Origin of the sequence: Segatella baroniae DSM 16972 = JCM 13447 (assembly GCF_000426585.1) — a bacterium.
In the GTDB taxonomy this organism is placed as follows: Bacteria; Bacteroidota; Bacteroidia; order Bacteroidales; family Bacteroidaceae; genus Prevotella; species Prevotella baroniae.
Window position 1 is genome coordinate 39,343 of sequence record NZ_AUFQ01000004.1, and the last position, 23,525, is coordinate 62,867.

Genomic DNA, 23,525 nt, shown 5'->3' on the forward strand with positions numbered 1-23,525 from the left:
GGTGCATTGTGCATGCAACCGCTTAGCGGTTGGTCTGTTTGTAGGGAAGGGTTGCGAGCGCAGCGAGCTACCCTGCCTGGCCAGTGACAAAGAAAGCTAGGCCGAAGGCCTTGGTCTTTTTACGTTTGTAGTGGATGTTGCCGGGTATAAAGGGTGAGCCGTCGGAATAGCCAATTGATTTTTGAAGCATGTGGAGGCACGAGCTGCAAGGGCGATATGCTGGTCATGGTCGCCGCCGACAGCCTCTTGATGGCGGGAGCACAGGCTTGCGTGCCGGCACCCGAGGCTTTCCTGCGGGTGTTGAAGCCGCCGGCTTCACCTCTCCGTACCCCCCCGGTCATGCCGCAGGATGACCGGGGGAGGTGTGACCGCCATCCATCCGTCGACCCTGGAGGGGTCGCCCACGGTCATCACGGCTGTCTTTGGGCGACCCTTCCAGGGTCGATTTCCGCCTGGTCTTTTATCCCCTGGTCACTCCGCTTCGCAGAGATGACCAGGGGTTATCGAGCGATGAAGCCTCCGGCTTCAACTCCTGCGCAGCCTGCGACTGGCATTTACTTATATCCAATGAACCGATTTGGGGTAAAAAAAGATCAAGGCCTTCGGCCTACACATCCCGTCACAGACCCATCTTGAACACAGAAGGGTCGACCTCACGGCCAACCCTTCCTCATATAACGTAAAATGCAGAGGTATGAACTACATTTTACTGATGATTCCCAGTTTCGTAGAATTGATGAAATCCACGATCTTTCGTATCTCCGGACTGTCCGGCACCTGCTCGTTGATCTGCAACACGGCGTCGAACACGCTGTTCTGGCCGTGGAACACCAAGCGATAGGCGTTGGCCACATGCTTCTGAACCTTGTCTTCCACCCCGTTGGCGGTCATCATCGTGGTGTTGGGACCATTGTAACCGACGGGCTTCCCGCCGGCGATGATATAAGGCGGAACATCTTTTGAGAAAGTGGTGCCGGCCTGCACCATCGCGCAGTCGCCCACGCGTGTCTTGGCATTCTCGATGACCGACGACGAGAAGATGACGCCGTTGCCAATCAGGCAGTCGCCGGCAATCTTCGTGCCGTAGCCGAACACGCAATGGTCACCTATCTTGGTGTCGTGCGAGATATGGGCGCCCTCCATCAGGAAGTTGTGGTTGCCGATGACCGTCCGACCGCCACAATGGGTCGCCCGATTGATTACCACATTCTCGCGGATGATGTTGCCATCGCCTATCACCAGCTCCGTCTTGTCGCCACAGAAGTTGAAATCCTGGGGCAGCGCGCCCACGACGGCACCCTGATGCACCTTGTTGCCACGGCCCATGCGGGTTCCGTTGAGAATGCTTACAAAGGGGAAGATGACACAATCGTCACCTATCACGACGTCGTCTTCGATGTAGACGAAGGGGAATATCTTGCAGTTGTCTCCTATTTTCGCCTTGGGAGACACCTCGGCTTTCGCACTTATTTCACTTGCCATAATACTAATGTTAAATGTTGAATGTTGAATGTGGAACGAATCCCTTGGTGATGTGCACTACCTGGCGCCTCCACCCAAAGCGGAGTATAGGTTGACGATGGCCTGCATGCGGCTGAAATCGTCGGCAACCTTGGAGAGTTCGGTGTTGAGGAGGCTGCTTTGCGCCGTAATCACTTCGAGATAAGTGGTGCGGGAACTTGCCATGAGGTCCTTGGTGTCCTCCACATTCTTCTTCAAGACTTGGATTTGCTTCTCTTCTATCTTTGACTTCTCCAAGGCGGAGTTGTACTTCACGAGCGCGTTGCTCACCTCGCTGCCGGCCGTCAGTATGGTGTTCTGCCAAGTGTTGTAGGCTTGTTCATACTGCGCCTTGGCCACCTTCAGGCCTGCGATGAGCCGTCCGTTCTGGAAGATGGGCTGCGTGAGCGAACCCACGGCCCGCCACAACAGCTTGCCGGGATTGACAATGCCCATGCCTCCGCTGTTGGTGTAGGCTCCGCTGCCGCTGATGTTCAGGCTGGGATAGAAGCGACTGCGGGCGGTCTGCACGTTATAGAAGCACTGCGCCAGCTTCATTTCGGCCGCGTGGACGTCCGCACGGTTGTTGAGCAGCTGCAAGCCCACGCCCGTAGAGAAGCTGGTGGGCAGCAGCTGGTCGTCCATCTTGCCGCGGGCGATGGTCTGTGCCTGCTGGCCGATGAGCAACGAGAGCGAGTTCTCCGTCTCGCGAATCTGCCGACGAAGGTCGGTCTTCCGCGTCAGCACGGAATAGTAGTTGGCCTCCGCACTCTGGACGGCAACCGAACGAATGCCCACGACGGCGTCCTTGCGGATTTTCATGATGTCCCAAGTGTCCTTCGTCAGCTGTTCCATGTCGCCCACGAGCTGCATCTGCTTGTCGAGCATCAGCAAGCTGTAGTACATGTTGGCCACACCGGCAATGACTTTCGTCTTGACAGCCACCTGATAGTCTTTCGTCTGCAGCAGGGCGACCTGGGCGGCACGCTTCGATGACAGCAGTGTTCCAAAGAGGTCGACGTTCCAACTGGCATTGAGCGGGAGGCTGTAGGTCTGGCTTGCCTTGGCACCGTCCCATGAAGAGATGACTCCCTGCGGGCTGAAGTTGAACGAGGGGAGGAACGAGAGCTTGGCTGCCTTGAGCTGCACTTCGGCCATTTCCACGTTGAGCGCGGCATTCAAGAGGTCTGTATTATGGTCTAAAGCCTGATGGATAAGCCCTTGCAGGATAGGATCGGTAAAGACGCTGCGCCATGGAATATTGCCGAAACCGGCCGTATCGTTTACGACCAGCGTATCTTTGTCCGACATGACGTCGCGCACCAGTCCTGTCGTTTTTACGTCGGGGCGCTCGTATCGGCCGTACAGGCTCTTGCAACCGCTCAACATGAGCGTTGCAAGTGTTAGCACGAGTATTGTATTAATCTTATTTTTCATCATATTGGTTCTTATAGTTTTGGGGTGTGATGGAGCCATTTGCATGGGCATACTGTTCGAGTTCGGCCGCGGCCTCATGATTCTCCTCATCCTCGAAAATGATGGGGGTAAAGCGTTCCTGCAACCACTGGAAGACCGCAAAGAGCGCCGGCACGACGAAGATCTGGCAGAATGTACCGATCAACATACCACCGACGGCGGCGGCACCCAGTGTCTGGTTGCCGTTCTTACCTACGCCCGAAGCGAACATCAGCGGCAACAGACCAATAACCATTGCCAACGAAGTCATCAAGATAGGACGCAGACGGGCGCCCGCACCTAAGATGGCGGAATAGCGAATGGCCATACCGGTCTTGCGACGGTCGAGCGCGAACTGTACGATAAGGATGGCATTCTTCGCCAAAAGACCAATCAGCATAATCAATGAGATTTGCATATAAATGTCATTAGAGTGACCGAAGATCTGCGTAAAGATGAAAGCGCCGGCCAATCCGAACGGAATGGAGAGGATAACGGCCAACGGAAGGAGATAGCTCTCATACTGCGCGCTCAGAATCAGATAGACGAACACCAGACACAATACGAATACCAGCGCGGTAGTGTTGCTGCTTTCCGCCTCAGAACGAGTCAGACCGGAGTATTCATAGCCATAACCGGTCGGCAATGTGTTCTTCGCTACTTCGGCAATGGCCTGCATCGCCTGACCGGTAGAATAGCCGGTAGCCGGTGTTACGCTGACATTGATAGAGGTAAAGAGGTTGAAGCGGGCAATATTGGATGGGCCGTAGACACGCTTCAAGGTGCAAAATTCAGAAACAGGAGCCATCTGTCCATTGGCTGTACGTACATAAATATTGCTCAATTGGTCGGGACGGAGGCGATCATTGGGGCTTGCCTGAATCATAACACGGAACAACTTGCCGTAAGCGTTGAAGTTTGACGCGTAAAGACCACCCAGATAGCCTTGCAGTGTGGACATAACCGTGCTGGGCGAAATACCCGCCTGCTTGGCCTTGGCAACGTCAACGTCTACCATGTATTGCGGATAATTAGGGTTATACGTGGTCATGGCCTTCTGAATCTCTTCACGCGTGTTTAGTTCTTTCAAGAAACTCTGCGTCAAGTTGTAGAATTTATTCAGGTCACCGCCACTCTTATCCTGCATCGTCATGGTGATACCGCTTTGCACGGAGAAGCCCGGAACCATCGGCGGTCCGAAAGCGATAATCTGAGCGTCCTTAATAGACGCCGTCTGCTTGTAGATCATACCCAGCACGGAGTTAGCTTCGAGCGGGTTGACAAACAGCGCCATCGGGTCGGCGTTGGTTATCGCGTTCTTGATACGGGTGAAAATACCGGCCGAACGCTCTTCAAACGGTTTCAACTTGATGATGAACGTAGCCTGATCAGAACCCTGACCGGCGATGAAGTTGTAACCGATGACGGCTTCTCGACGCTGAATGGCAGGGTTGCCGGCCAACATTCCGTCCACCTGGTTTACGATTTGCTTCGTGCGTTCCTGACTGGTACCGGGCGCAGCCGATATCATGACAAACAGCGTACCCGTATCTTCATTGGGCACAAGGCCGGTCTTGGTGGTCGACATCAGTGCGACAAGAGCCACGATGCCCACTGCGATGGAGCCGCCTGCTACCAGTTTGTGATTGATAAAGAACGTAACACCTTTCTTATATTTCTCTGTCGTGCGGTCAAACACGCGATTAAAGTTACTATGGAAGCGGCTGACAAAGGTCGCGTTACTATGATCTTTCTCCTTGTCGTGGGGCTTCAAGAAAATAGCGCACAAGGCCGGAGATAGCGTCAGCGCGTTGACGGCTGAGATGATGATGGACACGGCCATTGTCACACCGAACTCACGATAGAACGTACCCGACGTTCCGCCGAGGAATGACACAGGAACGAACACGGCAGACATTACCAACGTGATAGAGATAATGGCACCTGAAATTTCGTTCATGGCGTCGATGGAAGCTGCGAGGGCACTCTTGTAGCCTTGATCGAGCTTCGCGTGTACGGCTTCAACCACCACAATAGCGTCGTCCACCACAATGGCGATGGCCAACAACAGGGCAGAAAGCACGAGCAAGTTGATAGAGAAGCCGAATACCCACAGGAAGAAGAACGTACCGATGAGGGCCACCGGAACGGCAATCATTGGAATCAGTGTCGAGCGCAAGTCTTGTAAGAAAATGTAAACCACGAGGAAAACGAGCGCCAACGTGATAAACAGCGTCATGATAACCTCTTCGACCGAGGCGAAAAGAAACTCGGTGATATCCTGTTCGATGGTATATTTCAGTCCGGGCGGGAAGGTCTTGCTGGCTTCTTCCAACGCTTTCTTCACGTCGGTAGCAATCTCTGTGGCGTTAGACCCCGCAATCTGATTGACCATACCCATCACGGCGGGGTGCCCATTGTTAATCAAACTCACATTATATTGTAGCGATCCCAGCTCAATATCAGCCACATCTTTCAACCGAAGAGTCTGTCCGGTGGTAGAACTTTTGATTAAAATATTCTCAAATTCATTGGCTTTCTTCAGGCGTCCCTTGTATCGCAGCGCGTACTCGAAGGCTACCGAACCATTCTCGCCCAGTGAACCCGGCGCGGCCTCGATGTTTTGTTCGGCCAAAATGCCCGAGATATCTGTGGGCACAAGTCCGTAAATCTTCATCTTTTCGGGCTTCAGCCAGATGCGCATGGAATAGCTGGCCATGGAAGGACTTTGTACGTCGCCCACGCCATTGATACGCTTCAAGAGCGGAATGATGTTGATGTTGTTATAATTGGTCAGGAATTGGCCGTCGTAACGGGAGTCATCGGTGGTCAACGAATACATGATAACGTTCGAGGGCTGGCGCTTGCTCACCGTCACACCCACGCGGGTAACCTCAGCCGGCAGCAAAGCCTGTGCCTGCTGCACGCGGTTTTGCACGTTGACGGCACACATGTTGGGGTCGACTCCTTGCTTGAAATATACCGTTATCATCGCCATACCGGAATTGGTTGCGGTCGATGACATATAAGTCATGTTCTCTACACCATTGATACTCTCCTCAAGCGGAGTTACAACGGAGTTCAGTACGGTCTGCGCATCGGCTCCCTGATAGGTCGTCACCACCATAATAGTCGGTGGAGCGATGTCAGGATACTGCTCAATAGGCAGCGAAGCTAGACCGATGATGCCCAGCAAGACGAAGAAGATGGAGACCACCGTCGACAGTACCGGGCGTTTTATGAAGTTTGTAAATGTCATATCGTTTGTTTATTTAGATTTCATTGCGTCGATAAAGCCCTTTGCTGTACTCTGTCCTTCGGCGAGTTTGGCTGCTTTTTCCAACTTCTTCTGATATGCTTCGATTGTAATGGGCTTGATATCCATGCCATCTGTCAGCTTCGTAATGCCTTTCACGACAATGCGGTCGCCTACGTTCAGGCCCGAAGTCACAATGTAGTTGTTGCCGTCGTTCTGCGGATCCACCTTGATTTCGCTATAAACAACCTTGTTGTCTTTACCGACTTTGTAAACGAAAATCTTATCCTGCACCTCGGAGCATGCCTCCTGTGGCACCTGAATGACGGCATTGTTATCATTGGGAATGATAATCTGACCGGCACCGCCGCTCTTCAATAGTCTCTCGGGATTGGCAAAATGGGCAATCAACGAAAGCGAACCTGTAGAGGGGTCGATGACACCACTGGCCTTGACAATCTTGCCCGGATGGTTGTAAAGCGTTCCGTCAGCCAGCTGTAACTTCACGGCCGGCAAGGCTTTGATAGCCGCGTTCACGTTGCCGGCGGTCTTAGTAAGACTGAGCATCTGACTTTCAGACATGGAGAAGAATACTTCTACGGTTCCGATTTCCGATACGGTGGTCAGCGCACTGGACGCGCTTACCAACGCGCCTACCTTGAATGGCAGACTGCCGATGACACCTGCCGACGGACTTTTCACCTGACACCAACTCAACTGCTCCTTGGCCGAAGCCAAAGCGGCCTGCGCCTGTGATACGGAAGCTTGTGCCGTGGCGAATGTATTCTGTGCTGTGGACAGTTCATACTGGCCGATGACATTCTTCTCAAACAACTTTTTATTGTTCTCGTAAGTCAGACGGGCTGTATTTAGCTGCGCGTTGGCTGTGTTCAATCCGGCCTGTGCCTGCTGAACGACAGCACGATAGGTCTCGCTGTCAATGCTGAAAAGCACTTGGCCGGCCGAAACTGCCTGCCCCTCGTGCACATACACTTTCGTGATAAATCCGGAAACCTTCGGCCGAACCTCCACATCCTGAATACCTTTTATCGTGGCCGGATAGGTGGTTTGCATGGAAGCACTGCTCGAACCGATAGTCTGAACAGGGTATTCATCATCACCAAACTTGGGCATTCCACCGCCACCGCCGCAAGAAACGAGCGCAACGGCAACAGCCACAACAAATAAAAGACTTTTAATTTTCATACCTTATTATATTATATATTATTCTATCAAACTTCAAAGGAGTCATAATCTCTACAGAGGAAGAACGCGCTCTCCGGATTGAACGGTGGAGAAAACTCCGCAAAACAGCTTAGTTTTGATTGCAAATGTACGAATAATATCCTTATAGCAACAAGCCACGATACTTTCTTTTAACTCTTTTTATAAAGAATACCTACTTGTTAGTAAGCCTTCATGGCCTATGCCACCCCCTGCACTTCATGCTCGCATATCGAAGAAACGTATCGCAGAAAAACAGAAGCACGACAAGATGGCCGAAAAAACATGACAACCATTTTACGAAAGCATAGAAAAAGGGCTTAAATCCATCGGATTTAAGCCCTCACTTGTGTTTTTTGTCGGGATGACCAGACTCGAACTGGCGACCTCGCGCCCCCCAGACGTGTGCGCTACCAACTGCGCTACATCCCGAACAAAGCTCTTTTTGTAAGCGGTTGCAAAGGTAACGATAAATCATAGACGAAACGAAGAAAATCAATTAAAATATTTTAAAAACATGCTCAATGGGCTATATTCATCCCTTTTTACGTAACTTTGTCGAAAAGAAAAGTATTACAATCGACCATGGGAGCGGTCGTCATGCTCCATTCCCGTGGCACTTTTCGGTTATACGTCATGTTTCTTGAAATGAAAAAAACGTTTTTACCCCTCATCGCCTTGCTGATTTTGTGCTTATCGCAAAGTTGTAAGAGCAACGACGACCTCACGCCAACAGACACCGTCGACCTGGATGACGACAAAACGACAGCAGTCATCAACGACACGTACACCTATCAGCTGCCCGTCATCTTCCACGTATTTTATAAGAACGCGCGCGATACCGCCCAATACATCCGCGATGGCCGCCTGCGCATGCTGCTCAACCGGGTCAACGAAATCTATCAAGGCGGCATTTACGGCGAAAGCGAGAACCTCAACGTCCGCTTTCTGCCGGCCACACACGACGAACACGGCCGCAAACTGAGCACGCCGGGCGTGGAATACATCCTCTACGACGGTACATTCCCCGTAGACCAAGAGAAGTTCATCTCCTCGTCCGACAACAGAAAATACCTTTGGGACCTCAACGAGTACATCAATGTCATGGTGTTTCCCTTTACGGGCAGTTCCAACAGCGAGCTAAGCAACGTGTTGGGGATTACCAGTCTGCCGATCATGAAGGATGACGAGCACGCTCAGGAAGGCCTTCAGAAGGTGGACACCAAGGGCTACTCCCTCACGAAAGCCAATCTGAAGTACACCCATTGCACCTGTCTGAACAGCAGTTATGTCTATCAGGAATCCACCCGTTATGGTACCGACAAAGGCCGATACGGCTATACCTACAGGACGACGGACGCCAATGTGACGCTCGCCCACGAGCTGGGACACTATCTGGGACTGACCCACGTGTTCGCGGAAGACAAGAACGGCTACTCCGACAATTGCATGGACACGGACCATTGCGAAGACACGCCCAGCTACAACCGCATAGAATACGAGAACAACCTGCAACAAATACTCAACACCGCCACCGGAACGCTGAGCGTGGAAGACCTGGCCCGCCGCTCGCCATGCAGCGGCGAGCCGTATATCTCGGCCAACATCATGGACTATGCCGTCACGTTGGCCTACAAGATTTCAAGAAATCAGAAGGAACGCATGCGCCAAGTGCTCTACTACGGTCTGCTCATGCCCGGCCCGAGAAAGGACAAGACGACACGGGCGGCCCGCACGGCAAGCGACATCGTTGTGGAACACGGCACTTTCGCCTACTAAAACAACTTCTTTTCAGCCACGGTTTCATCATGACCACTTACACCATAACACCGCCCAGCAGCCTTCGGGCCAACATCCAGCTGCCCGCTTCCAAGAGTATCAGCAACCGCGCCCTGATCATCCACGCGCTTTCGGGGGGCGGCATACTGCCCAGGAATCTTTCGGATTGCGACGACACCGAAGTGATGATACGCGCCTTGCACGACATGCCGGCCGAAATCGACATCAAGGCGGCCGGCACGGCCATGCGTTTCATGGCCGCCTACCTCTCCTGCACACCCGGAACGCACGTCCTTACGGGAACGAATCGGATGAAACAGCGGCCCATCCGCACACTCGTCAATGCGTTGCGCTATCTCGGGGCAGACATCCGATACTTGGAAGAAGAGGGCTTTCCACCGCTGCAAATCAATGGGAAGACGCTCGAAGGGGGCCGATTGGAGATTCCTGGCAATGTCAGTTCACAATACATCTCGGCCTTGCTGATGATCGGCCCGACCCTGCAAAAGGGATTGGAACTGCGCATGACGGGTGAAATCGTGTCGCGACCATACATCGACCTGACGCTCTGCACCATGCGGGACTTCGGCGCCGTGGCCGACTGGAGCGACATCGACACCATCACCGTGAAGCCTTCGGCCTACAAGAGCCGCCCCTATCTGATTGAAAACGACTGGAGCGCGTCGAGCTATTGGTACGAAATGATGGCGCTCACGCCCGACAACAATGCCGAAATAGCCCTGGAGGGGCTCATGGACGGCTCACGGCAAGGCGACTCCGTGGTGAAATACATCTTCTCCCTGCTGGGCGTGAAGACGCAGTTTGCCAGCACCGACTGCTGCAAGCCCACCACCGTCAGGCTCAAACGTCATCGGTGCATGCTGCCGAAGCTCGAATACGACTTCGTCAACTCGCCCGACTTGGCCCAGACATTGGTCACGACCTGCTGCGGAATGGGCATTCCGTTCCACTTCACGGGGCTTGCGAGTCTCAAGATCAAGGAGACCGACCGCATCGTGGCACTGAAAACGGAGTTGCGGAAATTAGGTTTCGTGCTGACGGACGTGAACGGCGACACACTCACTTGGGACGGACGACGCTGCGAACCCACGGGCGAAGCCGTCGAAACCTACGAAGACCACCGCATGGCCATGGCCCTGGCGCCGATGGCCATGAAGCTGGGAAGCATTCGCATCAACCATCCCGAGGTGGTCAGCAAGTCCTATCCACGCTTCTGGGACGACCTGAAGCGGGCAGGTTTCGGCATAACCGATTAACGACAGAACAGGAACCACATGCTATATTTGGTCATTTCATTGGTAGTTCTGGGGCTTGCGATGGCATTGCTCACACGCTTCGACCGTCATGCCGACGACCCGGAGCCCCCCATCCGGGTGCAGGACTCGTGCAACACGTGCAACGGCGAGAACGACAAATGCGAACAGGAGTGCATGATGGAGGCTGCCGTCAAGGAGATAGAATACTACGACGACGAGGAACTCGATGCGTTCCGGGGACGCGACTCCGACGCCTACACGGAGCAAGAGATAGAACAATTCTCGGAAGTGCTCTACACCATGCGCCCCGAAGAGGTGAAGGGATGGACCCGAAGCCTCACGTTGCGGGGCGTGAACCTGCCCAATCCACTCAAGGACGAAGTGTTCGCGCTGAGCGACAACCTGTAGTTCGCCCTCCCTTTTCATTTTTTTTCAATATCGCAACAGTGGAGATACTTCAATACACCTTCTTTCAGAACGCCCTGTTAGGCTCCCTTCTGGCCAGCATTGTGTGCGGATTCATCGGCACCTACATCGTCACGCGGCGGCTGGTGTTCATCAGCGGCGGCATCACCCACGCCTCTTTCGGCGGCATAGGGCTGGGCGTGTATCTCGGAATCAACCCCATCCTCTCAGCCATGGCCTTTGCCATGCTCTGCGGCTTCGGCGTACAGTGGATGTCTCGCAGGACGGATGTGCGCGAAGACTCCGCCATCGCGCTCTTCTGGACGCTCGGCATGAGCGTCGGAATCATCTTCAGCTTTCTCACGCCGGGCTTCATGACCGACCTGCCGTCGTTCCTTTTCGGCAACATCCTGACCATCGGAACGGCCGACTTGTGGCTGCTGGGCCTGCTGGCGGTGGTCGTCGTGGCCGTATTCGCCTTGTTCTTCCGTCTCATCATCAGCGTGGCCTTCGACCGCACCTTCGCCCTGTCGCAGCAGTTGCCCGTCAAGACGACCGAATACGTCATGATGGCGCTCATCGCCATCACTATCGTCTCCACCCTGCGGATGGTCGGTATCGTGCTCGCCATCAGCCTGCTGACGATTCCCCAGATGACGGCCAACCAACTGACGTTCAACTACAAGAGGATGATAGCCTACAGCATTGTCATCGGTTGGGCCGACTGCCTGCTCGGACTGGCCATCAGCTACAGCCTCAACGTACCCTCCGGCGCGTCCATCATCTTCATCAGCATTCTCGTCTACGCACTGACCAGATTGGCGAAACGCCTCTTCCACCACCACACAACCCATGTATAAGCGCTTCAAGAACATGCTTCCGCCGGTCGTCTCGGGACTCCTTGTCCTGCTGACAGCCTGCTCGACTCAGCACAACACGGCCCAGTCGCGCTGGTGGCATGCCTTCAACACACGCTACAACGTCTACTACAACGCCTCACAGGCCTACATCGACGGCTGCCTGGAGAAGGAAAACGGCAACCAGGACAACTACACCGACCTGCTGCCGTTGTACTATATCGGCAACAAAGGCAGCCTTCAGCTCGGCAGCGGCCAGTTCGACAAGGCCATCGAGAAGTGCCGCAAGGCCATCCAACTGCACAGTATCAAGCGTCACCCCGTGTGGAACAAGCAGCGACGCAAGACCGCCCGCGACACGGAATGGCTCAACCGCAGGGAATACAACCCATTCTTGTGGAAAGCCTGGCTGCTGATGGGCCGCTCGCAGTTCCAGAAGGGCGACCTCGAAGAAGCCGTTTCGACGTTCAGCCACATGAGCCGGCTCTACGCCACGCAGCCCGCCATCCATCAAAAGGCCCAGGCCTGGCTGGCCAAGTGCCATGTCGAGCTGGGCGAACGCTACGACGCGGAGGACGTCATCCGCAACATGCAGCGCGATTCCATCCTTTGGCAGGCGCAAAAGGAATGGGACTACACCCTCACCGACTACTATCTCCACATCGAAGACTATGCCCGGGCCGCGGCCCATCTGCGCCGCGTCAGCGCCAGAGAGCAGCGCCACCGCCAGAAAGCGCGCGAATGGTTTCTCATGGGACAGCTCCAAAGCAGGTTGAACCGGCCGCAAGAGGCCTACAAGGCCTACGCAAAGGTCATCGCCCTCAACCCTCCCTACGAACTGGAGTTCAACGCCCGCATCGCCATGACCGAGGTGATGGCCGACGGACAGCAACGCCAGACCATCGCCAAGCTCCACCGCATGGCCGCGTCGGACAAGAACCGGGACTATCTCGAACAGGTTTTCTATGCGATAGGCAACATCCACCTGGGCCAAAAAGATACGCTCCGGGCCATCCAGGCATACGAAGAAGGAGGACGCAAGGCCCAGAAGAACAGCTGGAGCAAGGGCGTCTTGCTGCAAAGGCTGGGCGACCTCTACTGGTCGAGGCAGCGTTTCGGCGACGCCCGACGGTGCTACACGGAGGCCATCGGCATGCTCGACAAGTCCCGACAGGGCTACCAGCAGATGACGGAAAGGTCTGTCATCCTGGACGAACTCGTTCCTTTCACCGACCAGATAGCCCTGCAAGACTCGCTCCTGCTGCTGGCCACGCTGCCCGAAGACCAGCGCAACGAGGCCATCGACCGTACCATCGCGGCATTGAAGCGCAAGGAGAAGGCCGAAAGGGCGGCTGCCGAGGGGACTGAAACCGTATCGGCGGCAGGCGGCAATGCCGCCGCCAACCGGCGCACGGGCGACCGGCGCACGAGCCAGCCGGCCTTCCCGCAAGCGCAGGACAAGCAGAACACCTGGTATTTCTACAACCCCATGGCCGTGAACGCGGGCAAGGAGACTTTCAGAAGGATATGGGGCAACCGGCAGAACACGGACGACTGGCAGCGCAAGAACAAGACGGTGGTCGGTTCCACCGACCTGACCGACGCCTCGACGCCCGCCGCCAACGACACGCTGGCCGCGCCGACGGCCCCCGAAAAGCCGAAAGCGGAGGACACAAGAGCCGAAAGCGACCCGCACAAGCGCGAATATTACCTGGCTCAAATTCCGCTGACGGAGGCGCAACAAGCCGAAAGCCACAGACTGCTGGCCGATGCGCTGTTCCACTCGGGCGTCATCTTCAAGGACAAACTCGACGAGTTCACGCTCAGCCGACAGGCTCTGGAACGCCTCGAACGGGAGTTCCCGCAGTTCGAACAGATGGACGAAGCCTGCTATCACCTGTACTTGCTCCACGCCCGCATGGGCCAAATGGCCCTGGCCGACAGCTATATCGAACGGCTGAAGCAGCACTTCAAGGACAGCAAATGGACCGCCGTGCTGACCGACCCCTACTTCAAGGAGAACGCGGTGATGGGCCAACAGCTGGAAGACTCGCTCTACGGCGCGACCTACGACGCCTTCAAGGCGGGGCAATACGCCACGGTCAACGCCAACCGGGCCGTTTCCGACAAGCGGTTCCCCATGGGGGCCAACCGCGACAAGTTCCTTTTCATCGGCGGACTGAGCCGCTTGAACGACGGCGACACCCACGCCTGCCTCGCCGACATGCAGCAATTGGTGGCCGACTATCCCACGAGCAGGCTCAGCGAACTGGCGGGCATGATCGTCAATGGCGTCAAGGCCGGGCGGACACCCCACGGCGGACCGCTCCACATGGACCAGCTGTGGCAGCGGCGCGCGGCCGTCATGAGCGACAGCGACAGCATTGCCTCCGTACAGCTCAGCGCCGACACGCAAGGAGAGTATCTGTACATCCTGGTCTACAGCCCTGACTCCCTGAACGAGAACCAGCTGCTCTTCGAGATGGCCCGCTACAACTTCACCAACTACCTGGTTCGCAACTTTGAGTTGGGCATTGTTCCGCTCGAAGGCGGCCACCGCATGGAGGTCGGCGGCTTCCTGAACTATGAGGAGGCGTTGCTCTACGCCCGCCAGCTGGCACAACAGCAGCCGCTCAAGGGGCTTGTCGCCAAGGCGCACAGCCTCATCATCAGCCGCGCGAACCTGGAACTGATAGGCCGACAGTTCAGCTATGCCGACTATCAAGCATTCTACGACGAGCACTTCGCGCCCATCAAACTGACGCGGAACGACCTACTCAACCAGCCCGCGGAGCTGATTTACAAGGACGGGAAGCCCCTGCCAGAGGCGCCCCAGACGGACACCAAGGCGGTGAAAGCCAAGTCCAAGCAGAAGACGGTGGACTTGAATGACGAATATTACGACCTGGAAGGTTTCTAAAAAACGCATAAGATGAGCAACGGACGACTACTTTGGGCCGACGACGAGATAGAACTCTTGAAAGGCCACACCCTTTTTCTGAAGATGAAAGGCTACGAAGTCATGACGGTCAGCAATGGTGTCGACGCCATCGAGGCCTGCCGCCGCCAAACATTCGACCTGGTTTTGCTCGACGAGATGATGCCCGGACTGACAGGACTACAGACCCTTCGGCAGATCAAAGACATACAGCCCGCCACGCCCGTCGTCATGGTGACGAAGAGCGAGGAAGAGAACATCATGGACGAGGCCATCGGCTCGCAGATAGCCGACTACCTCATCAAGCCTGTCAACCCCAACCAGATACTGCTTTCGCTCAAGAAGTGCATCCACAAACAGGACCTCGTGTCGAGCGTCGTGCAGAGTGGCTACCGCCAAAGCTTCATCGACATCGCCGCCCAGATCGACAACTGCCGCACGACGGATGACTGGATGGATCTGTACAAGCGGCTGACCAAATGGGAACTGGAGCTGAGTGCGGGCGAAAACAGCATGGCCGACATGCTGGCCACGCAGCGGATGGAGGCCGACAACGCCTTCGGCAAGTTCGTAAAGAAGCACTATCTCGACTGGATGGGCAACCTGGAACAGGGTCGGAAGTCCGACCGTCCGCTCATGAGCCATGAGGTTTTCAAGAGCCGCGTCTTCCCTCTGCTCGACCAAAAGCGGAAGGTGTTCCTCATCGTCATCGACAACTTCCGTTACGACCAATGGCGCATGCTGGCACAGGAAATCGGCAACCTGTTCGACATCGACGACAATCTCTACATGAGCATGCTGCCCACCACCACGCAATATGCCCGCAACGCCATCTTCAGCGGCCTCATGCCCACGCAAATCAAGCAGATGTTTCCGGAGTTGTGGGTGGACGAAGGCGAGGAAGAAGGCAAGAACCTGAACGAGGCCGCCCTCATCCGCACGCAGATGGAACGCTACCGCCGCCGGTTCACGTTCGACTATCATAAAATCAACGATTCGCAGGCGGCCGACAAGATGATGGAGCGGCGCGGCGAATGGGCCAACTACGACCTGAATGTGGTGGTCGTCAACTTCATCGACATGCTGTCGCACGCACGCACCGAATCGAAGATGGTGCGCGAACTGGCCGCCAACGAGCGGGCTTACCGCGACCTCACGCTCAGCTGGTTCCGCCATTCCGGCATCTACGAAATGTTCCGCGAGCTGGCGGCGGCCGACTTCCACGTGGTGCTGACGACCGACCACGGCAGCATTCGCGTGGGCAAGCCCGTCAAAATCATCGGCGACCGCAACACAAACACCAACCTGCGCTACAAGCTGGGCCGAAACCTGAACTACGACGCCAGGCAGGTGTTCGAACTGAAAGAGCCCAAACGGGCCTTCCTGCCGGCTCCCAACCTCAGCACGACATACGTGTTTGCGCTGGGCGACAGCTTTTTCGCCTACCCAAACAACTACAACTACTACGTGTCCTACTACAAAGACACGTTCCAACACGGCGGTATCTCGATGGAGGAAATGCTCATTCCGCTCATCGACCTCACGCCCCGCCGACACTGAAGGCCCGAAACGACAAGACGAAACATCAAGCACCAAGACTATATGGAAATCAAAATCACATCACTCGACAGCATTCAAGACGCCGCCCGCACGTTTATCAGCCAGATGGGCGACCGCAAGGTCTTCGCGTTCTACGGCCACATGGGGGCCGGCAAGACCACTTTCATCAAGGCCCTATGCGTGGCCATGGGCGTGGAAGACGTCATCACGTCGCCCACTTTCTCGCTCGTCAACGACTATACCGACCGCAACGGCAACTCCATCTACCACTTCGACTTCTACCGCATCAAGAAGTTGGAGGAGGTCTACGACATGGGCTACGAGGATTACTTCTACAGTGGCAGCCTATGCCTCATGGAATGGCCCGAACTCATCGAGGAGTTGCTGCCCGAAGACGCCGTGAAAGTGACCATCACAGAGCAGGCCGACGGGTCACGACAGGTCGCTTTTTAGGTGAAAGGCGAAGAACGAAGGACAAAGCGCGCATGAAGTGAAGGGTCGGCGACGAAGCGTGGAGAATGGGAGGGCAATGCCAAGCATTCTCCACGCTTTCTCTTGCCGCCCGACGAGGCCGTGCCGGCGGCCACCGATAGCTTGCCTGGCCGACAGCCAAGTTGCCAAGTTGGCCGGCCGACACGCGCCTGCTCAAAACTCGCCTATTCGCCAGCTCAAGATTTGTCAATTTTTGCTCATAAAAAACGGGCTTGTCGCTTTCTTCAATCAGCACCGCAACAGGCCCCCCTTTTGCCCGTTGTGCCGCCCGCCGGCCGTCTTCAAGCCGCCCATCCCCGCACTTCTCGGCCCCGAAAGCAGCCTTTCCAGCCGCTGGAAGCAGAACTTTCACCTCGCCAAAAGGCCATGACGGTCTTGCGAAAGCCATCCTTTCGGCGCGTAAAAGTACAGCGATGGCAAACAGTACAAGCCGCTTTAGAACACTAAAAGCCATCAACTTCCTGACAATCAACGAACTACACAAAACCAGAAATCCTGCCGTTTCCCATTGAAACTCCTTTCCCCTTCTGAAAAACCTCACTTTTCAGGTCTCATTTGTCAAGAAAATTCATTATTTTCAGTCCAAATCAATCATCAAAAAAAACGGTCAGCACGCTACCCACGACAATTGATTTGAGAGCTAAAAGCCACGATGAGTCGAAAAAAGACCAAGACCTTCGGCCTAGCTTTCTTTGTCACTGGCCAGACAGGGTAGCTCGCTGCGCTCGCAAGCCTACCCTCTAAAAGGATCAACCGCCAAGGCGGTAGTGCGCACTGCACCATGACTATGTCCCCATGAGCCATTGGGTACCAAGAAATGCCTGTCGCAGGCGGCGCAGGAAGTGAAGCCGGAGGCTTCATCGCTTGATAACCCCTGGTTATCTCTGCGAAGCGGAGTGACCAGGGGATAGAAGACCAAGAGGAAATCGACCCTGGAAGGGTCGCCCAAAGACAGCCGTGATGACTCTGGACGACCCCTCCTGGGTCGACGGATGGATGGTGGGCACCCCTCCCCCGGTCATCCTGCGGCATGACCGGGGGTTACGGAGAGGTGAAGCCGCCGGCTTCAACACCCGCAAGAAAGCCTCGGATTCCGTCATGCGAGCCTGCCCGCCCGCCATCAAGGGGCAGCCGGCGGCAGCCATGACCATCCTATTGCCCTTGTAGCCCATACCTCCGCATGCTTCAAAAACCAATTGGCAATTCCTACAACCACCCTTCAAGCCCGACAACATCCACCACAAATACAAAAAGGACCAAGACCTTCGGCCTAGATGTCTCCGTCACAGGCCAGGCAGGGTAGCTCGCTTCGCTCGCAACCCCGCCCTCTAAAAGGACCAACCGCCAAGGCGGTAGTGCGCAATGCACCATGACTATGTGCCAATGAACCGGTTTAGGCTTATCAAACAGGCAGCTTTGGGCGCGTGAACGGGCTGCTTTTGTTTATCAAGTGGCTTACTTTTGCGATGTGAACACGCTGCTCTTGGCGTGTGAACGGCCTGCTTTTGTTTGTCAAAGAGGTATTTTACTCCAAATCGGTCGGTTCATAGCAGCATGGTCATGGTACACTGCGCACTACCGCCTTGGCGGTTGGTCCTTTTAGAGGGCGGGGTTGCGAGCGCAGCGAGCTACCCTATCTAACCTGTGACAGAGGAAGCTAGGCCGAAGATCTTGGTCTTTTTTACGCCTGTGGTGATTATGTGCGGACCCGATAGGTGAAGTTGGCCAAACGACCCCAAATGGTATGCCCACACCAAAGCCATATAAAAGAAAAGGAGGCTAAATATGACATTGAAAGGGATATAGACACATTGTCGGCAGCCCCCCCGCACCAAAGAAATCACGCAGGAAAACCTATAGACCGGGAAGGCGAATCGATAAAAAAGGGCGACGATGACTCTTTTTTATCGTCTCCTTTGAAAAAAATCCTGCATCAATTCGCGACACTCGGCTTCAAGCACGCCGCCCGTTACTTCCGTCTTGGGATGAAAGGCCTGGGGAGCAAAGCGGGAGAAGCCCCGCTTCTCGTCTGTCGCGCCATAGACCACACGACTGATTTGCGACCATCCCAAGGCTCCGGCACACATCACGCACGGCTCCACCGTCACATAGAGCGTGCAGTCCTTGAGGTATTTGCCGCCCAACATGTCGGCCGCCGAGGTGATGGCTTGCATCTCGGCATGCGCCGTCACGTCGCGGAGCGTCTCCGTCAGATTGTGCGTCCGGCTGATGACGCGGTCGCGACACACGACAACGGCGCCCACGGGAATCTCGCCTTTGTCGAAAGCCCGTTGCGCCTCGTCGAGCGCACGGCGCATATAAAGTTCGTCTTTGTTTTCCGTTTCCATCGTTTTACTTCAAGATTACTTTCTTTTTGATATTGTAAAGTTCGACATCCAATCCATAGCCCTTTGTCGGTTCGACCGTGATATGGCCGAAACACTCGTAGTCGATGCCAAAAGTATAGTCCATTCGTCCCTTCAGGAGCAGGTCATCCACCCACGCGCTGTCTGTCTCAAGGCGTGAAGAATATCCTCCATCGCCGCTCGGAACAGTATGAAACGTAAGTTTGCCTATTTTTGTGCGCGACAACCGCAACATCTTGCCCGGCACTGTGACCTCAGCCACATCGAACGCGCAATCGGCCAAAGCCAGATTCAGGTCGCGCCGAAAGGAGAGCGAGTCGCCCCGAACGCCATTCACAAGCAGCGAAACGCAGCGCAAGGAAGCATGATTGACCCTGGACAGGAAGTCGCGAAGCATGGCCGAAGGCATTTGAATGCGCACGACAGCCTCCAACCGCTCGCCGGCAACAACGCTGTCCGACGCCTGTTCGTTCGGCATGAGTTCCATGCTTAGCGGCGTCATGTCCTCGCCCCGCAGCGTCGGAAGGAGTGCCAAATGCAGCGTCCGGCCCTGCATGCGGACCTCGACAAACTGATACGGATAGCTGACGACGACGTCTTTCAAGCTGTCATTGGCTTCCAAGCTGACGATGTAGTTATCCTCCGAGACCAGATTTTCCAAGGCGGAATCAACCGAAACGATGTCCGCTATCTCCCGGACATGGATGGTTTTCATTTTGTCAAGATAGACAACGGGCTTGTCAGGCACCACGTCAAAGACGGGAGAAACAAGTGTCAGCACGACCGTGGCGGCCAAAAGGCTTATGATGATATGAGTGGTGGTTTTCATTGCAATAGCCTCCTTTCTTACATTCGGTCGATTATTTCCAATTCACAAAGCCGCTTATAGGACAGCCAGAAATTACAGACAGCCAGGATGGCACCCCAAACAGCAATCATGTCGAAGAAGAAGGGCGCCCTGGCGGCAAAGAAAATGACGAGAAAAAGCCACACCAGGCCGATGCAAAACAGGCTGACGGTGGTGCTCAGAAACGGTCGACGGGGGAAGACAAAACACCCCAGCACATAGCAGGAGACGCAGAAAGCATAAGCGATTACAGGATAGGCGCTTGCGGGAAGCAACACTTCAGAACTATCCTCCCAGTCAAACCACCATTGCATCGCAATGCTAGCTTTTGGCAAAGCGGATGAGAAAACAACCACGCGCAGACCGTCGAACACGAAGAAAACGACATGGAACACGAGCAGATAGCCCACAACGAAGATGAGCACACGGGCCAGCCAACTCTCCAACATGGTCACGGGTGTGGTGAGTACATGGATGCGCCCTGCCTTTTGCTGGCCGTCGATGAACATGCGGCTGGCCGCCACGCAGCCTCCACCATACAACAAGAGGGAACCGATGGCCAAGATTCCCAGCTTGGCAGGGTCATGGGACATCATGCCATCAGACGGATAGTGGACAGACCGATAGGACATGAGTGAGACAAAGACCTCGGCGGCCGCAACAAGTCCTGCCAGAATGGGCGTGAATGTCATGGCAAACGATTTCTGTTCGGCCCACAACTTGCGCAGACAAGCCGCAAAACGATGGTTGTCAAACAGCTGATCAGTCATGATGCACCTCCCTTCCTTGCATGGCTTGTTCGAAAAATTCTTCCAGATTTGCAGCGCAATCCAACGGCTCGTTACGGATGATTTCGCTGCGGTCGATGAGCAACACGTGGTTGATGACGGCCTCGATGTCCTTCACCTGGTGCGTAGAGACGACGAAGATGCGGTCATCGGACAGGCCCTGCGTGATGAACTCACGAAACTGCCGCTTGCCCGGGATGTCGAGTCCGTTAGTGGGTTCGTCCATCAGCAGCACCCGGGTGTGGGTCGCCATGGCGAAACTCATGAAGATTTTCTTGCGCTGTCCGAGCGAGAGAGCGTCGAGCCGCACGTCAGCTGTCATGCCGAAGGTGCTGAGATAGGCCTGCATGTCGACCATCGAAAAGCGGGGATAGAACACGCTGTTGGTAGCGATGTAGGCTTCAAGCGTGACGTGAGGCAGTTCGAACTCATCGGGAACGAGAAAGATTTCACGCATGGTGGCGGGTCGGCGCAGGCGAACGTTGGTAGTGTCGAACTCCACCCTGCCTGTATCGGGTGTCAACAGACCTGTCATCAAGTACAAGAGCGTGGATTTGCCGGCGCCATTGGGCCCCAAAAGCCCATAGACACGGCCCGGATGGAGCGACAGGGAGAAATCGCGAAACACGAAATCGCTGTGGCCGGGATAGCGAAACGAAAGTTGCCGAATGTCCATACGATTGATCATAAACCATAAACGCGGCCTATGAAACACGATCGCGGTTCCATAAGCCCGGTATATATCGGCAAAAATAGGTGATTTTTTGAATAATATAAAATAATAATCGTATTTTTGTAAAAGAATAACAATACGGATAGCCTGATGGCTTCACACAACGACCTTGGCAAGTGGGGCGAGGAATTGGCCGCCCAACATCTGCGGGAACAGGGCTACACCATTCTCGACCGCGACTGGCGACTGGGCCATCGCGACCTCGACATCGTGGCCCGCACGCCCGACGGCACCACCGTGGTGTTTGTCGAGGTGAAGACGCGCACGTCTGACGTGGTCAGCAGACCGCAGGACGCCGTCGACGCACGCAAGGTCAGAAGTCTGGGAGCGGCTGCCAATGCCTACGTCAAGGAGTTTCAGCTATGGGACGAACTGCGTTTCGACCTCATCTCCATCATTGGCGACCGTGCCGAAACGGCGTTGCTGGAACATGTGGAGGACGCTTTCAACCCCCTCCTTATATAATAAGGTGGAGAAAGCGGAAAGCCTTCGGCTTGCGACAGCCGCCAAAATAGGAAGGGAAAAATAATGATCAAATGGCCTTTTAGGAAGAAGACGACCGTGGAAACGCCGTCGGCAACCATCATCAGGTTGGACGAAATCGACTCCACCAACAACTATCTGCGCCTGCACGCGCCACAGACGGAAGCGTGGATGACGGTGGTGACGGCCGAATTTCAGACTGCCGGACGCGGGCAAGGCACCCACACATGGGAGAGCAAGCCCGCAGAGAACCTGCTGTTCAGCGTGCTGACACATCCCGTGATGGTGCCCGTGCGCAGCCAATTCCTGCTGTCAGAGGCGGGCGCGCTGGCCCTGAAGGAAGTGTTGGACGGCTACACGGACGGTATCACGCTGAAATGGCCCAACGATGTCTACTGGAACGACCGCAAACTGAGCGGCACGCTCATCGAAACGTCCATCGGCGGCGGGCACATCAAGAACTGCATATTCGGCATTGGACTGAACGTGAACCAACGGACGTTTGAGAGCGACGCGCCCAATCCGGTGTCGCTGGCACAGATTCTGGGGCACGACGTCGACCGGGAGCTGCTGCTCAAACAGATTGTCGCAGCCTTTGAAAAGTATTACCGCATGCTGGAGAACGGGCAATACAATGCCATTTCGGCCCTCTACCACGAGGCCTTGTATCGCCGAAAAGGTGCTTACACGTATGAAGACGGCGACGGCAGGTTCGAAGCCACGATCGTGGAGGTGGGCGACGATGGGCTGCTGGTGCTGCGAGATGGCGACGGCAGGTTCCGGGAATATGAGTTCAGGGAAGTGAAATTTGTATTATAAATCAATTATCAATACCTCATGGCAAGATTTAAAAGAATATTATTGAAGCTCAGTGGTGAGAGTCTGATGGGGCAACAGCATTTCGGTATCGACCCGGAACGCCTTGCCGACTACGCCAGACAGATTAAGGAAGTGCACGAAATGGGCGTGCAGATTGGTATCGTGATAGGCGGTGGCAACATCTTCCGTGGCCTGAGTGGCAGCCAGAAAGGCTTCGACCGCGTGAAAGGCGACCAGATGGGCATGTGCGCGACGGTCATCAACTCGCTGGCGTTGAGCAGTGCACTGGGCGCCATCGGCGTGAAGACAAAAGTGTTGACGGCCATCCGCATGGAACCTATCGGCGAATTTTACAACAAATGGAAAGCCATCGAAGCGATGGAAGCCGGCTATGTGTGCATCTTCTCGGCTGGAACGGGCAGCCCCTACTTCACCACCGACACCGGAAGTTCGCTCCGAGGCATTGAAATCGAGGCCGACGTCATGCTGAAAGGCACGCGCGTGGACGGTGTCTACACGGCCGACCCGGAGAAGGATCCGACCGCCACGAAGTTCAAGGACATCGCCTACGACGAAATCTACACCCGTGGATTGAAGGTGATGGACCTCACGGCCACCACCATGTGCAAAGAGAACGACCTGCCCATCTACGTTTTCAACATGGACATCGCAGGAAATCTGAAGAAAGTGATGGACGGCGAGGACATCGGAACGCTGGTACACAACTGAGCGAAGCCCCTTGTGAC

At 55.2% G+C, this 23,525-nt stretch carries 18 protein-coding genes and 1 tRNA gene; 10 read left to right on the plus strand and 9 right to left on the minus strand.

All coding sequences use genetic code 11. The features are described 5' to 3' along the window. Window positions 1-699 precede the first annotated feature (699 nt). From lpxA to K334_RS0104535, 5 genes are all read right to left on the minus strand, one after another. A complete protein-coding gene (lpxA, locus tag K334_RS0104515; protein ID WP_027444582.1) occupies window positions 700-1,482 on the minus strand; it encodes an acyl-ACP--UDP-N-acetylglucosamine O-acyltransferase in 783 nt (260 codons plus the stop codon). Window positions 1,483-1,539: 57 nt separating this feature from the next. After that, the gene (locus tag K334_RS0104520; protein WP_025881493.1) at window positions 1,540-2,940 is read right to left on the minus strand and encodes an efflux transporter outer membrane subunit; all 1,401 of its coding nucleotides are present in this window, start codon (window positions 2,938-2,940) and stop codon (window positions 1,540-1,542) included. Continuing rightward, complete coding sequence (locus tag K334_RS0104525) at window positions 2,927-6,214, minus strand: efflux RND transporter permease subunit (RefSeq protein ID WP_027444583.1); 3,288 nt, start codon at window positions 6,212-6,214, stop codon at window positions 2,927-2,929. The genes K334_RS0104520 and K334_RS0104525 overlap by 14 nt, the downstream gene beginning before the upstream one ends. A gap of 9 nt (window positions 6,215-6,223) precedes the next feature. Beyond that, window positions 6,224-7,417, minus strand: a complete 1,194-nt coding sequence (locus tag K334_RS0104530; protein ID WP_025881495.1) for an efflux RND transporter periplasmic adaptor subunit — start codon at window positions 7,415-7,417, stop codon at window positions 6,224-6,226. 377 nt (window positions 7,418-7,794) lie between these two features. Then, window positions 7,795-7,867 (minus strand) — tRNA-Pro (locus K334_RS0104535). A 216-nt stretch (window positions 7,868-8,083) separates the two neighbouring features. On the opposite strand from K334_RS0104535, the gene K334_RS0104540 reads away from it, so the two are divergent. The 7 genes from K334_RS0104540 to tsaE are packed head-to-tail and all read left to right on the plus strand — an operon-like array spanning window position 8,084 to window position 16,704. Then, complete coding sequence (locus K334_RS0104540; RefSeq protein ID WP_025881498.1) at window positions 8,084-9,214, plus strand: zinc-dependent metalloproteinase lipoprotein; 1,131 nt, start codon at window positions 8,084-8,086, stop codon at window positions 9,212-9,214. Between the two features lie 29 nt (window positions 9,215-9,243). Beyond that, window positions 9,244-10,491 carry a 3-phosphoshikimate 1-carboxyvinyltransferase gene (locus tag K334_RS0104545; RefSeq protein ID WP_025881500.1) on the plus strand — a complete coding sequence of 416 codons (1,248 nt, stop codon included), beginning with the start codon at window positions 9,244-9,246 and terminating at the stop codon, window positions 10,489-10,491. Between the two features lie 18 nt (window positions 10,492-10,509). Then, window positions 10,510-10,899 (plus strand): hypothetical protein, encoded by a 390-nt coding sequence (locus K334_RS0104550; RefSeq protein WP_025881501.1) that lies wholly within the window; start codon window positions 10,510-10,512, stop codon window positions 10,897-10,899. 38 nt (window positions 10,900-10,937) lie between these two features. After that, window positions 10,938-11,756, plus strand: a complete 819-nt coding sequence (locus tag K334_RS0104555; protein WP_025881503.1) for a metal ABC transporter permease — start codon at window positions 10,938-10,940, stop codon at window positions 11,754-11,756. Next, complete coding sequence (gene porW / locus K334_RS13470; RefSeq protein WP_036889963.1) at window positions 11,749-14,673, plus strand: type IX secretion system periplasmic lipoprotein PorW/SprE; 2,925 nt, start codon at window positions 11,749-11,751, stop codon at window positions 14,671-14,673. The genes K334_RS0104555 and porW overlap by 8 nt, the downstream gene beginning before the upstream one ends. Before the next feature lie 12 nt (window positions 14,674-14,685). Beyond that, window positions 14,686-16,251, plus strand: a complete 1,566-nt coding sequence (porX, locus tag K334_RS0104565; RefSeq protein ID WP_025880397.1) for a T9SS response regulator signal transducer PorX — start codon at window positions 14,686-14,688, stop codon at window positions 16,249-16,251. Between the two features lie 42 nt (window positions 16,252-16,293). Then, on the plus strand, window positions 16,294-16,704 hold the full coding sequence (tsaE, locus tag K334_RS0104570) for a tRNA (adenosine(37)-N6)-threonylcarbamoyltransferase complex ATPase subunit type 1 TsaE (RefSeq protein ID WP_025880396.1): 411 nt from the start codon (window positions 16,294-16,296) through the stop codon (window positions 16,702-16,704). Window positions 16,705-18,647: 1,943 nt separating this feature from the next. Here the strand turns inward: tsaE and K334_RS0104590 are convergent. From K334_RS0104590 to K334_RS0104605, 4 genes are read right to left on the minus strand one after another with little or no spacing between them, the layout of a single operon-like run. After that, a complete protein-coding gene (locus K334_RS0104590) occupies window positions 18,648-19,091 on the minus strand; it encodes a nucleoside deaminase (protein ID WP_025880391.1) in 444 nt (147 codons plus the stop codon). 4 nt (window positions 19,092-19,095) lie between these two features. Then, window positions 19,096-19,938: a hypothetical protein gene (locus K334_RS0104595; protein WP_025880390.1), complete on the minus strand. Its 843-nt coding sequence runs from the start codon at window positions 19,936-19,938 to the stop codon at window positions 19,096-19,098. 17 nt (window positions 19,939-19,955) lie between these two features. Further along, a complete protein-coding gene (locus K334_RS0104600) occupies window positions 19,956-20,726 on the minus strand; it encodes a hypothetical protein (RefSeq protein WP_025880388.1) in 771 nt (256 codons plus the stop codon). After that, entirely contained in the window at window positions 20,719-21,420 is a 702-nt protein-coding gene (locus K334_RS0104605; protein ID WP_027444585.1) for an ABC transporter ATP-binding protein, read from the minus strand. The genes K334_RS0104600 and K334_RS0104605 overlap by 8 nt, the downstream gene beginning before the upstream one ends. 147 nt (window positions 21,421-21,567) lie before the next feature. On the opposite strand from K334_RS0104605, the gene K334_RS0104610 reads away from it, so the two are divergent. The 3 genes from K334_RS0104610 to pyrH all read left to right on the plus strand — a co-directional run bounded on the left by K334_RS0104610 (window position 21,568) and on the right by pyrH (window position 23,508). After that, entirely contained in the window at window positions 21,568-21,942 is a 375-nt protein-coding gene (locus K334_RS0104610) for a YraN family protein (RefSeq protein ID WP_025880387.1), read from the plus strand. A gap of 63 nt (window positions 21,943-22,005) precedes the next feature. After that, window positions 22,006-22,779 (plus strand): biotin--[acetyl-CoA-carboxylase] ligase, encoded by a 774-nt coding sequence (locus tag K334_RS0104615; RefSeq protein ID WP_081658029.1) that lies wholly within the window; start codon window positions 22,006-22,008, stop codon window positions 22,777-22,779. Window positions 22,780-22,797: 18 nt separating this feature from the next. Then, window positions 22,798-23,508 (plus strand): UMP kinase, encoded by a 711-nt coding sequence (gene pyrH / locus K334_RS0104620; RefSeq protein ID WP_025880385.1) that lies wholly within the window; start codon window positions 22,798-22,800, stop codon window positions 23,506-23,508. The last annotated feature ends 17 nt before the right edge of the window (window positions 23,509-23,525 follow it).